Raw genomic sequence first — 12,056 nt, 5'->3', positions numbered from 1 at the left:
TGTGGCTTCTCAGGCCCGAGCGCGCTGCTCGATCGCCTGCTGGTAGAGCTTGCCCGCGCGGTACGACGACCGCACCAACGGACCGGAGAGAACCCCCGCGAAACCGATCGCCTCGGCCTCGGCCTGGAGCTCGACGAACTCCTCGGGCTTCACCCACCGCTCCACCGGGTGGTGACGGGGAGTGGGCCGCAGGTACTGGGTGATCGTCAGCAGGTCACACCCGGCCTCGTGCAGGTCGCGCATCGCCTGGACGACCTCTTCCCGGTCCTCGCCCATGCCGAGGATCAGGTTCGACTTCGTCACCATGCCGGCCTCACGCGCCGTGGTGATCACACCGAGCGACCGGTCGTAGCGGAACGCGGGCCGGATCCGCTTGAAGATGCGGGGCACCGTCTCGATGTTGTGCGCGAAGACCTCGGGCTTGGCGGAGAAGACCTCGGCCAGCTGGTCGGCGTTCCCGTTGAAGTCGGGCACGAGGAGCTCGACGCCGCACCCGGGCAGCAACGCGTGGATCTGCCGCGCGGTCTCGGCGTAGAGCCACGCCCCGCCGTCGGGCAGGTCGTCGCGGGCCACACCGGTGACGGTCGCGTAGCGCAGGCCCATCTGCTGGACCGACTCGGCCACGCGACGGGGTTCGTCGGTGTCGTACTCGGCCGGTTTCCCGGTGTCGATCTGGCAGAAGTCGCACCGGCGGGTGCACTGGTCGCCGCCGATGAGGAAGGTCGCCTCGCGGTCTTCCCAGCATTCGTAGATGTTCGGGCAACCCGCTTCCTCGCACACCGTGTGGAGACCCTCGCGGCGGACGAGGGATTTCAGCTCGGTGTATTCAGGGCCCGTTTTCAGCCGGGTCTTGATCCAGGCGGGCTTGCGCTCGATCGGGGTCTGGCTGTTGCGCACCTCCAGGCGGAGGAGCTTACGACCATCAGGGGCAACACTCACCTTGACAGCTTATGCCCTCCCTCAGGACAGCAGCCCGAGGCCCCTCGCCGCCCGTTCGTAGTGCGTGCGCAGCTCGAGATCGATCTGTTCCGACTCGGTGATCACGACCACCGGAGCGCCCGACTCGCCGCTGAAGATCTCGCGCACCGCCGCCCGGTCCAGCGCCGCCCGGCGGAGCGAGGCGACGTCCTCGCCGCGCAGCACCCCCGCCTGCATGGGCGCCAGGTAGCGCCGCGAGGTGATCACTTCGGCGAGCTCGGTGATGGCGTCGGTGCCGGCGACGGCCGACGCCGCCCGCACGACCTCCGCTTCGGCGCGGGCCGTATCGGCGGCCGTCAGTTTGATCAGGACGACCTCCGCCACCAGCGCCGGCCATCCCACGACCCAGCCCACCATCCGCCCGAACCAGGAGGCCGTCTCGTAGCTCGTCTCGGGCGCCCACGCCCCCAGTGACATGGCCATCTCCAGGTTGGCCCGCTGCCGGGTCTGACTCCCGCCGAGCCCGAACAGGGCCACCTTGACCTCGGCGAGCGTCGCCTTCGCGCCGCCCACGATCACGCCCTCGTCGAACCGGTCCTGCGCGCAGGCCGTAGCCAGCAGCGCGACCCGCAGGGCGGGGGACAGTGCCAGCCAGACGGGCAGCCCGATCGTCAGCACCGCCCGCCGCCGGAGCCCGACCCGTGCGTAGGTCGCGCCCAGGCCCAGGTCGTGGACGGCCACCACCGGCCGGGGCACGCCGGATTCCGCGGCCACCCGGGCCGCGAGAGCGTACAGGGCGGGAGCCGACGCCTCGGAGAGGACCTCGGTCTCCTGCGGCACCCGGCCCAGGCGCGGCCGGAGCATCACCCCGACCGCGATCAGGAAGCCCCCGATCAGCCAGGTCAAGAAGAAGCCCGGCGTCGCGGCGATCAGCAGGACCCCGAGCGCCACGAACCCGAGGGTGAACAGGTGCACGACGACGGAGACCAGAACGGCGAGAACGCGAGACATGTCAATATTGTGGTGACTGAGAGGCCGACCCGGCCAGGGTCACCCGGGCGAGATGTCCCAATTGGGCAATCAGGCCCGCACGCCCGACATGTCCTTCGCGTGCCGGACCAACGCCAGCAGGACCTCCTTGGCCGACTCCCGGTCCCGGGCGTCGCACACCATGAGCGGCACGTGGCCCGGCACCGCCAGCGCGCGCCGGATCACGTTCGGGTCGTGGCGGCGGGCGCCGTCGAACTCGTTCACCGCGACCATGTACGGAATGTGGCGCTGCTCGAAGAAGTCGACCGCGGGGAAGGCGTCGCCGAGACGGCGGGTGTCGGCCAGGACGACCGCCCCGAGGGCGCCGATGGCCAGTTCGTCCCACATGAACCAGAAGCGGTCCTGGCCCGGCGTGCCGAAAAGGTAGATCCACAGGCCCTCGCGCAGGGTGATCCGGCCGAAGTCCAGCGCCACGGTGGTCGTCGTCTTGGCCTCCACGCCGCTGGTGTCGTCGACCCGGGTGCCGCGGTCGCTGAGCAGTTCCTCGGTGGACAGTGGCTGGATCTCGCTGACCGCCGAGACCAGGGTCGTCTTGCCCACACCGAAACCGCCCGCGATCAGGATCTTGATCGCTAGAGCGTCAGAGCGCGCGTAGTCCATTGAGCACTTCCTGGTAGATCCGCTCGTTGAGGACTCCGGCCGTGGCCGCCGGAGGGTCGATCGACACCAGTCCCTCGCTCCGCAGATCGCTGAGCAGTACGCGGGTGATGTTCAGGGGGAGCCGCAGCCGGGTGCCGATGTCGGCCACGGTGGTGGGCCGGGTGGCGACCCGGAGTGCGGCCAGGTGCTCGGGGGAGAGGCCGGCCTGGTCGTACGGCATGCCGATCGTGGTCACCACGGCGATCACGTCGAAGGCCTCACCCACCGCGCGGGCGCGTCCGCCGGTGACGGCGAACATCCGGACCAGGGGTCCTGGGTCCGGATCCTCCTCAGCGGCCATGTACCGCCCTTGGACGTGCGCTCAGGTGCTCACCGACCCGCTTCACGAGCATGGTCAGCTCATAGGTGACCACGCCGAGGTCGGCGTCGGGGGCCGTCATGACGGCCAGCCGGGCGCCGTCCCCGGCGGCGGTGACGAAAAGGAACGCTCCGTCCAGCTCGATGATCGTCTGGCGGACGTTGCCCACGCCGAACCGGCGGCCCGCGCCCTGCGCCAGGCTGTGGCTCCCGGCCGCGATGGCGGACAGGTGCTCGGTGTCCTCCCGGCTCAGCCCCTGGGACCCGCCCATCGCCAGCCCGTCGGACGACAGCACCACCGCGTGCCGCACCCCCGGTACGCGCCGGATGAGGTCGTCCAGCAACCAGTCGAGTTCCCTGCCGAGATCAGCCATTGGGCGTGTCCTTCCAAATCCCCGTTTCGCGCCGGCCGCGTTCCCAGCCGCGCTGCATGGACGTCATCAGACCGGCCCGCCGTTCGGCGGAGATCTCCTCGGCCTGCTGTGGTGGTGCGCTTTTCTGCGGGGCCTCACCCCGCAAGGGGGCGGCCAGATGCGTCTGGGGAACCCGCTGAGGCAGGCCTTCCATGTCGAAGTCGTCATGGACCATCGGCGGTGGCGGCGGGGCCGGCGTGTGCCGCGCCGGCGGCGGCTGGACGGGCGGGGCCTGCGAGGCGAAGTAACTGACCTTCTGCTCGTCCGGCACCGCCAGCAGAGCCGGCGGGATCATCACGATCGCCGTCACGCCCTCGTAGGGCGAGCGCCGCAGCAGCACCCGCACGCCGTGCCGGGCGGCCAGCCGGGCCACCACGAACAGGCCGAGCCGTTCGCTGTCGGCCAGGTCGAACTCCGGCGGTTCGGCGATCCGCTGGTTGAGCGTCTCCAGCTTGGCGTGGTCGAGGCCGAGGCCTCTGTCCTCGATCTCCAGGGCGTAGCCGTTGGCGGCGATCTCGCCCCGGACGTACACCCGGGTGCCGGGCGGGGAGAACACGGTCGCGTTCTCGATCAGCTCGGCGACCAGGTGCATCAGGTCGTTGACCGCCGAGCCCTGCACGGTCGGCGCCTGCCGCATCTCCTGGACCACGACGCGGGTGTAGTCCTCGACTTCGGTGACCGCACCACGTACGAGATCGAAAATGGGGACCGGTTCCCGCCACCGGCGGGACGGGGCCGCGCCCGAGAGGATGATCAGGTTCTCGGCGTGGCGGCGCATGCGGGTCGACAGGTGGTCGAGCCGGAACAGGTCCTCCAGCGTCGCCGGATCTTCGACCCGGTGCTCCATGACCTCCAGCAGCGAGAGCTGGCGGTGCAGCAGCGACTGGTTGCGCCGGGCCAGGTTGAGGAACACCTGCCCGATGCTGCGCCGCAGCTCGGCCTGCCCGACCGAGGCCCGGACGGCCTCCGCCAGCACGTGGTTGAAGGCCCCGGACACGTTCTTGATCTCGACGGTCCTGCCCTCGGCGACCCTGGGGGTCTCCGCCACCGGATCGACCGACTCGCCCGCGCGCAGCCGCCTGACCAGGTCGGGGAGCCGGGAGCGGGCCACGTCGACGGCGGTCAGCTCCAGGTCGCCCAGTTCGTGGACCAGCCGGCGGCCGAACCGGACCGAGATCAGCACCGACACGACCACGATGATCAGGCCGATCCCGGTGATGAAGGCGGTCTGCCACAGGATGGCGGAGACCCGCTGCCCGGCCGCGCCCATGGCCCGCTCCAGCGCGACACCGGTCAGCCGGTCGACCTCGCCGGTGACGATGGTGCCGTCCCTCATCCACTGCGCCAGGCCGTAGGGGAGTTCGCCGTCGGTCGGCACGAAGGCGTTGATGCGGTTCTCGCCCTCGGTCAGCGCGCTGTAGACGGGCCGGCCGTAGAGCTCCTCCAGGCCCGCCCGGACGTCGGGGTCCAGCGCCGACGCCTCGTTGCGCAGCAGGAACCGGCGGCTGGTGACGATCTCGACGAACGACGCGTGCACCGAAGGTGACAGGTCCTTGTCGGCGATGGCGTAGCCGATGAGGCTCTGCTCGCGGGACAGCAGGTCGAGCCCGAACTCCAGCGAGTTCAGTGAACGCACCTGCGAATACTGCTCGGGGGTCAGCCCGCCGTCCTTGGCCAGGCTGGAGGAGAAGTTGTAGATCTCGTCGACCAGGTCGCTGTAGACGCCGACCGTGGTCACCGCGGTCGACACGCCTCCGTCGACCGATCCGCGCAGGGCCGTGAGCCCGTCGAGCCGGGCCAGCAGCAGCGGCGTCGTGGTCGGCAGCGTGGCCGGATCCTGGCTCGCGGTCGCCTCGCGGAAGTCGGCCAGCGCCCGATCGGTGCCGGCCCGGCGCTGGGACAGGTCGTCCCTGGCGTTCTCCCGCTCGTCGTGGAGCGAGGTGACGCTGGAGCGGCGTTCCTGCCGCAGGGCGTCGCGCAGTGCCTCCACCGGCCGCAGATAGGTCGTGTAGCGCTCACCGGACCGTAAGAGACCGGTGGCTTCCGCGACCGAGGTGACCGCGACGTAGGCCCAGACGGCACTCAGCGCGAGAAGGGGCACGACGAGGAGGGAGAACGCCTTCGACCTGATGGTGTCACGATTGAAACCCATGGCTCTCGTCTCGTTCAGAGCGACGTTCAGCGCCCCCGAACGCATGACGGGAGCGCCGCATGGCGCCGCCCATGATGGAGCAAGATAGTTACTTTCCGGCGTGATGTAAACAATAGGGAAACGCGAGGGCCAATGGGGCACCCGCGTCGGCCTGGGTCTATGACGTTCCGCGATGCCGGAACTGATTTCCGTGAGGCCCAATGTGGCGCCGGTGTAACGAAATCAGGCTCTGGAGCGATGGGGGGCGCCCCCTGTTGACGGGTGATCGTCTGCACCCGCGCCGCCGGTGCCGGGGAGGTGATCGTGAGCTGAGAGTACGGGTCGGCATACCCTCGACGGTCGTGCTCTTCAGCCGAAAGGCTCGCTACTTACCGAATCCCATTCGGCATTCCTCTAGCTGGCCCAAAATGAGCTTCACCCGCTGTTGCAGCCATTCCGCGGCCTTTGCCGCGCCCTCCGGATCGTCGAGGTAGGCCACGTCGATGCCGAGCTCCAGCATCGCCCGCGCTTCGGCCGCCTGCGGGTCGCTCGGCGGGTCTTCCGTCGTGAGCTGGGAGAGCACGGCGATCAGATGATCCAGCATCGCGTCCGGACGAGGTTCGCCGTTCGTCATGATCGCAGTCTAGGCATGGAACACAGCCACCTGGGGTTCCAATTCCAATGAGTTATTCTCCGAGCCCCATTCCCAGCCCGAGCCACAGCCGGCCTTCGGCCGTCCGCGTCTCGCTTACCTCCGGCCCAGCAATTCCTCTTCGAACATCGACACCGGTTCTGCGCCGAACGCCACTCCGAGTCGTTTCTCCGCGAACGGGATCACCTCGTCGACGGTGATGCGCCGCCCGGTCTCCGCCGAAAGCGAGGTCACCCCCGCGTCGGGGATGCCGCAGGGGACGATCCGGTTGAACCAGCTCAGGTCGTTGGCGCAGTTGAGGGCGAAGCCGTGCATCGTCACGCCGCGCTCCACCCGGATGCCGATGGCACCCAGACGCCGGTCGGGGATGCCGTGCTGGGCCTCGCCGCGCACCCAGACCCCCGGCCGCCCCTCGACCCGCCCGGCGATCACGCCGAAGTCGGCGCACACCTGGATCAGGACCTCTTCGAGGAGGCGCACGTAGGTGATGATGTCGTCGATCTTCGCGATCGGATAGCAGACGAGCTGCCCGGGGCCGTGCCAGGTGATGTTGCCGCCCCGGTCGACGTCGATGACGGGGGTTCCGTCGGACGGCCGATCTTGTGGACGGGTGCGTTTGCCGGCCGTGTAGACCGGCGCGTGCTCGAGGAGAAGGGCCGTATCGGGGAGTTCGTCGGCGAGCCGACGCCGATGAACCACCCGCTGCAGGCTCCAGGCCTGTTCATAGGGGACATCGACACCAAGTCGGACGATCGCCAGCCTCACACGTCAACTGTAGACGCGAGTCGCCGTGGTTCGATACGGAACTCCTTGACCCCTTCTTCACCATCTCTTTCGATCCGGTAGGCGTAACCCTCGGGATCGACCGTCACGGCCTGGATGAACTCGGTCCCCACGTAGTGGAGCGCGACGCCCTCGTCGGCGGCGTACCCGTCGGGCAGCTCACCCGAGGCGATCGACCGATGCAGCAGGTCACGGCGCTGGTCGTCGCTGTTGTAGTGGACCCCGCAGGAGAAGGGCAGCAGCCCGAGCCCCTCGGCCCAGGGCCGCAGCGTGGGCCCGAACGAGTCGGTGTTGCCGCCCACGTGCCAGCACAGGGCCCCCGCGCTCTGGCCGGAGAGGACGACCCCGCTCTCCCACGCCTCGGTCATCGCCTCGTCGAGGCCGTGCAGCCGCCACAGGGCCATCAGGTTGGCGACGCTGCCGCCGCTGACGTAGATCGCGTCCTGCTCCAGCAGCCACTCGCGCGGGTCCTCGACGTTGGGCATCGGGAACAGCGACAGGTGGCTGAGGTCGACGTCGAAGGAGCGGAAGGCCTCGTACATCTTGAGCAGCCACTCGGGGGAGTCGCCGACCGCCGTGGCGATCACGCCGAGCTTGGGACGGTCGACACCGGTCAGGTCGAGCACGTAGCGGAGCAGGCCTGAGGCCTCCATCGTCCCGAACCGCGCCGTCTGGCGGAACGACCCGCCACCGATCGCGACGATGTGCGACTGCCCGCTGCGTCCCATGCTTCACTCCCGTGTCATCGGCAAAACAAGGGGGCCCATGCTACGGGACCCGCCCCCTCACCGCAGGGCGTCTGCCAGGGCTTCTCCGATCGTCGGGTGCGTGAACGGATGCCCGGCCGCGATCAGCCGCGCGGGCACCACCCGCTGCCCCATGAGGATCCCTTCTTCGGCGAACCCCCCGATGGCCGTCTTGAGAACAATGCCCGGAACGGGCACCGGCATCGACGGCCGCTTCACCGCCGCCGCGACCGCCTTCGTGAACGCCCGGTTGGTAACCGGCTCGGGCGCCGTCAGGTTCACGGCCCCGTCGATGTCGGCCGACAGCAGGAACCGCGCGGCCCCCACCCAGTCGGGCAGCGAGATCCACGACAGATACTGCTCACCCGACCCCAGCGGCGCCCCGAGCCCGATCCGGAAGATCGGCAGGATCTGCCCCAGCATCCCGCCCCGCTTGGCCAGCACCACACCGGTCCGCATGGTCACCACCCGCATCCCCGACTCCCTGGCGGGCCGCGCGGCGTCCTCCCAGGCCCCGCACACGTCGGCCAGGAACCCGGCCCCCCGAGGCGCGGTCTCGTCGACGACCCGATCCCGGGTGTCGCCGTAGTAGCCGACCGCCGACCCCGACAACAGGACCGCGGGCGGCTTGTCCATCGCGTTGAGAGCCTTGACGAGCGTCGAGGTCCCCTTCTTCCGGCTCTCCAGCACGGCCCTCTTGTAGGAGTCGGTCCAGCGGTGATCCCCGATCCCCGCCCCCGCGAGATGAACCACCGCCTCCACCCCGGCGAGGTCGGCCGGATCCAGCACCCCGCCAGAGGGGTCCCAGCGCACCTGCCCGGCGCTCGTGGGTTCACTGCGGGTCAGCGAGAGCACCTCGTGTCCCGACTGCCGCAGGGACGCGGTCAGCGCCGTCCCGATGAGGCCCGAGGCCCCGGTCACCGCGATCTTCATGTCTACCCCTTCGTAGCCCGCCCCCGTTTGGTGACGTACCGGACAGAAACCCGTTCAAACCCATCGGTGGATCACGCCCCGGCACCCTGCCGCGATCTTGACCACTCCCGCCGCATTGTCCTACCGGACACGCTCCAGCAGGGCGGTCTGCGCGGCGAACCGGGCGCGGGCCCCAATTGGATGAACCGGGTGACCGTGATGTGCGCTGCGGCCGGTCTGGCGAGCGTGCTGGGGCCGGGCCGTCGCCTGGTCGGTTACGACGCGCGGCACAACTCCGACGTGTTCGCGCGGGACACCGCCGCCGTCCTGACCGGCACGGGCGAGGGGTCTTGTTCCTCCATGGCGTTCAAGATGGTTCGTAGTGGGGCGCTCCGAGAGCGGCTGGTTGGCGCCGGATACGGCGTGGGCCGGGGGCGGTGGTCGGTGCCGGGGTGGGCGGAGCCGTAACGGAAGATGAAAAAGCACTTCGAACGGTGCGCGGTTGACGCGGCCGGACGCCCTCGGCGGCCTTAGACGCGAAAACCCCCGCTCGGCCCGGAGGTCGAACGGGGGTTTCGGGGAAATCGGTTACGCCAGGCCGAGCTGGCCCTCGAAGCTGCCCTCTTCGAGACGGCGCTTGATCGTCGTCAGGAAGCGGGCGGCGTCGGCGCCGTCGACCAGGCGGTGGTCGTAGGTCAGCGCCAGGTAGACCATCGAGCGGACCGCGATGACCTCACCCTCGGGCGAGTCGATGACGACCGGGCGCTTGACGACGCCGCCGGTGCCGAGCATGCCGACCTGCGGCTTGTTCAGGATCGGGGTGTCGAACAGGGCGCCGCGGCTGCCGGTGTTGGTCAGCGTGAAGGTGCCGCCGGCGATGTCGTCGGGGCTGATCTTGTTGGTGCGGGTGCGCTCAGCCAGGTCGGCGATCTTGCGGGCGAGACCGGCGATGTTGAGGTCACCGGCGCCCTTCACGACCGGGACGATGAGGCCCTTCTCGGTGTCGACCGCGATGCCGAGGTTCTCGACGTCGTGGTAGGTCACCTCGCTGGTCTCGTCGTTGATGACGGCGTTGAGCTTCGGGTGGACCTTGAGGGCCTCGACCGCCGCCAGCGCGAAGAACGGCAGGAACGACAGCTTGACGCCCTCGCGGGCCTCGAACGCGCCCTTGGCCCGGTCACGCAGGCGCGCGATGCGGGTCACGTCGACCTCGACGACCGTGGTGAGCTGGGCCGAGGTCTGCAGGGACTCCAGCATGCGGTCGGCGATGACCTTGCGCAGGCGGGACATCTTCTGCGTGGTGCCGCGCAGGGTCGTGTCGACCTGCACCGGCGCCGGAGCGGGCGCCTGCTGGGCCGCGGCGGCGGCCGGAGCGGGGGCGGCCACGGGAGCCGGAGCCTGGGCGGCGGCGGCCCGCTCGCGCTGGACGCGGGCGGCCTCGATGACGTCCTGCTTGCGGATGCGACCGCCGACGCCGGTGCCGTCGAGCTCCTCGAGGTTCACGCCGTGCTCGTTGGCGAGCTTGCGGACCAGCGGGGTGACGTAGGGCGTGTCACCCGCCGGAGCCGGGGCGGCCGGGGCCTGCTGCGCGGCCGGGGCCGGCTGGTAGCTCTGCGGCGCTGCCGGGGGAGCGGGCTGCGGGATCGAGGAGATCGGCGCGCTCTGCTGCGCCGGCTGCGGGGCCGGAGCGGGAGCGGCCTGCGGGGCCGGCTGGGGCGCGGGCTGCGGGGCGGCCTGCTGCACCGGCTCGGGCTCGGGTTCCGGCTCGGGCTCCGGCTCAGGTTCGGGGGCCGCGGCGGGCGGCTCCTCCTGAGCGGCCGGAGCGCCGCCCTCGGCGGCGTTGGAGTCGATGACGGCGAGCTCGGCGCCCACCTCGACCGTCTCGTCCTCGGCGACCAGGATCTTCGTCAGATACCCGGCGGACGGTGAGGGGATCTCGGTGTCGACCTTGTCGGTCGACACCTCAAGCAGCGGCTCGTCGGCCTCGACGTGGTCGCCCTCCGACTTCAACCAGCGGGTGACGGTGCCCTCGGTCACGCTCTCGCCGAGCTGGGGCATGGTTACGGAGACAGGCATGGTGAGTCTTCGTCTTCCTTAGAGGGCTCTTAGTTGTGGACGTGGAGGGGTTTGCCGGCCAGGGCCAGCATGGCCTCGCCGAGGGCCTCGGACTGCGTCGGGTGCGGGTGGATGAGCTGTGCCACGTCGCCCGCCGTCGCCTCCCAGTTGTAGATGAGCTGCGCCTCGGCGATGAGCTCGCCGACCCGGGCGCCGACCATGTGGACGCCCAGAACCCGGCCGCCGTCCTTCTCGGCGACGATCTTGACCTCGCCCTGGGTCTGCAGGATCTTGCTACGGCCGTTGCCCGCGAGGTTGTAGCTCAGCTCGACCACGTCGTGGCCGCGCTCCCGGGCGGTCGCGGCACTGATGCCGACCGAGGCCACCTCGGGCTCGGAGTAGGTGATGCGCGGCACGCCGTCGTAGTCGATCGGGATGACCTTCTGCCCCGCGATGTGCTCGGCGACCAGGATGCCCTCGGCGAAGCCGACGTGCGCCAGCTGCAGCGTGGGGATGAGGTCGCCCACGGCGTAGACGCCCGGGACGCTGGTCTGGCAGAACTCGTTGACCAGGACGTAGCCCCGGTCGACCGAGATCCCCTGCTCCTCGTAGCCGAGACCGGCCGAGACCGGGCCACGCCCGACCGCGACCAGCATGATCTCGGCGTCGAGGGTCTTGCCGCCCTCCAGGGACACCACGACACCGGTGTCGGTGGTCTTGACGCTCTCGAAGCGCTGACCGAGTTCGTACTTGATGCCGCGACGGCGGAAGGCCCGCTCCAGCAGCTTGGAGTTGGACTCGTCTTCCAGCGGGAGCAGGTGCGGCAGCGCCTCGACGATGGTCACCTCGGCGCCGAAGGAGCGCCACACGCTGGCGAACTCGACGCCGATGACGCCGCCGCCCAGGATGATGACCGACGACGGCACCCGGTCGAGGACCAGGGCGTGGTCGCTGTTGATGACCCGCTGGCCGTCGATGTCGAGGCCGGGAAGCGACTTCGGCACCGAGCCGGTGCCCAGCACGACGTTGCGGCCGGTGTAGACCTCACCGTTGACGGTCACCTGGTTGGGACCGGTGAGCCGGCCCTCGCCCTCGACCACGGTGATCTTCTTGCTCTTGATGAGGCCCTGCAGGCCCTTGTAGAGCCCGCTGATCACCTTGTCCTTGTAGGCCAGCACCCCCGGCACGTCGATCCCGTCGAAACGGGTCTTCACGCCGAAGGACTCGCCTTCGCGCGCCTGGTCGGCCAGCTCCGCGGCGTGCAGCAGGGCCTTGGTGGGGATGCACCCCTGATGGAGGCACGTGCCGCCCACCTTGGCCTTCTCGATGAGAACGACGCTCTTGCCGAGCTCGGCCGCCCGCAGGGCGCAGGCGTAGCCACCGCTACCGCCGCCTAGGACAACGATGTCGAAGGGGCCGCTGCCTTCAGCCACTGGAAA

Annotated in this window: 12 protein-coding genes and 1 pseudogene; 1 reads left to right on the top strand and 12 read right to left on the bottom strand. The window is 70.0% G+C overall.

The window, feature by feature from the left end:
- Positions 1 to 9: 9 nt before the first annotated feature.
- From lipA to AW272_RS08640, 10 genes are all read right to left on the bottom strand, one after another.
- Complete coding sequence (gene lipA / locus AW272_RS08685; RefSeq protein ID WP_066362418.1) at positions 10 to 939, bottom strand: lipoyl synthase; 930 nt, start codon at positions 937 to 939, stop codon at positions 10 to 12.
- A gap of 21 nt (positions 940 to 960) precedes the next feature.
- The gene (locus AW272_RS08680; protein ID WP_066362416.1) at positions 961 to 1,929 is read right to left on the bottom strand and encodes a M48 family metallopeptidase; all 969 of its coding nucleotides are present in this window, start codon (positions 1,927 to 1,929) and stop codon (positions 961 to 963) included.
- Positions 1,930 to 1,998: 69 nt separating this feature from the next.
- Complete coding sequence (locus tag AW272_RS08675) at positions 1,999 to 2,568, bottom strand: GTP-binding protein (RefSeq protein ID WP_066362415.1); 570 nt, start codon at positions 2,566 to 2,568, stop codon at positions 1,999 to 2,001.
- A complete protein-coding gene (locus tag AW272_RS08670; protein ID WP_066362413.1) occupies positions 2,549 to 2,908 on the bottom strand; it encodes a DUF742 domain-containing protein in 360 nt (119 codons plus the stop codon). Before AW272_RS08670 ends, AW272_RS08675 begins: the two co-directional genes overlap by 20 nt.
- On the bottom strand, positions 2,898 to 3,299 hold the full coding sequence (locus AW272_RS08665) for a roadblock/LC7 domain-containing protein (RefSeq protein ID WP_066362412.1): 402 nt from the start codon (positions 3,297 to 3,299) through the stop codon (positions 2,898 to 2,900). Before AW272_RS08665 ends, AW272_RS08670 begins: the two co-directional genes overlap by 11 nt.
- Positions 3,292 to 5,490 (bottom strand): sensor histidine kinase, encoded by a 2,199-nt coding sequence (locus AW272_RS08660; protein WP_169807510.1) that lies wholly within the window; start codon positions 5,488 to 5,490, stop codon positions 3,292 to 3,294. The genes AW272_RS08665 and AW272_RS08660 overlap by 8 nt, the downstream gene beginning before the upstream one ends.
- 364 nt (positions 5,491 to 5,854) lie before the next feature.
- Positions 5,855 to 6,103, bottom strand: a complete 249-nt coding sequence (locus AW272_RS08655) for a hypothetical protein (protein ID WP_157518436.1) — start codon at positions 6,101 to 6,103, stop codon at positions 5,855 to 5,857.
- A gap of 114 nt (positions 6,104 to 6,217) precedes the next feature.
- The gene (lipB, locus tag AW272_RS08650) at positions 6,218 to 6,886 is read right to left on the bottom strand and encodes a lipoyl(octanoyl) transferase LipB (protein ID WP_066362406.1); all 669 of its coding nucleotides are present in this window, start codon (positions 6,884 to 6,886) and stop codon (positions 6,218 to 6,220) included.
- Positions 6,883 to 7,632 (bottom strand): Type 1 glutamine amidotransferase-like domain-containing protein, encoded by a 750-nt coding sequence (locus AW272_RS08645; RefSeq protein ID WP_066362404.1) that lies wholly within the window; start codon positions 7,630 to 7,632, stop codon positions 6,883 to 6,885. Before AW272_RS08645 ends, lipB begins: the two co-directional genes overlap by 4 nt.
- Before the next feature lie 57 nt (positions 7,633 to 7,689).
- Positions 7,690 to 8,583, bottom strand: coding sequence for a TIGR01777 family oxidoreductase (locus AW272_RS08640; protein WP_066362403.1), 894 nt, complete (start codon positions 8,581 to 8,583; stop codon positions 7,690 to 7,692).
- 144 nt (positions 8,584 to 8,727) lie between these two features.
- On the opposite strand from AW272_RS08640, the pseudogene AW272_RS44875 reads away from it, so the two are divergent.
- Positions 8,728 to 8,904, top strand: a pseudogene (locus AW272_RS44875) (phospho-sugar mutase); the annotation flags it as partial.
- A 246-nt stretch (positions 8,905 to 9,150) separates the two neighbouring features.
- On the opposite strand, the gene sucB reads toward AW272_RS44875, so the two are convergent.
- Together sucB and lpdA are read right to left on the bottom strand one after the other, a co-directional pair.
- The gene (gene sucB / locus AW272_RS08630) at positions 9,151 to 10,638 is read right to left on the bottom strand and encodes a 2-oxoglutarate dehydrogenase, E2 component, dihydrolipoamide succinyltransferase (RefSeq protein WP_066362401.1); all 1,488 of its coding nucleotides are present in this window, start codon (positions 10,636 to 10,638) and stop codon (positions 9,151 to 9,153) included.
- A gap of 29 nt (positions 10,639 to 10,667) precedes the next feature.
- Positions 10,668 to 12,050 (bottom strand): dihydrolipoyl dehydrogenase, encoded by a 1,383-nt coding sequence (gene lpdA / locus AW272_RS08625; protein ID WP_066362400.1) that lies wholly within the window; start codon positions 12,048 to 12,050, stop codon positions 10,668 to 10,670.
- Positions 12,051 to 12,056: the final 6 nt, after the last annotated feature.

This window comes from Herbidospora mongoliensis (genome assembly GCF_001570545.1).
GTDB lineage: Bacteria > Actinomycetota > Actinomycetes > Streptosporangiales > Streptosporangiaceae > Herbidospora > Herbidospora mongoliensis.
Note: the sequence above shows the minus strand (reverse complement) of the source record. Positions and strands in the feature narration are given on the sequence as shown.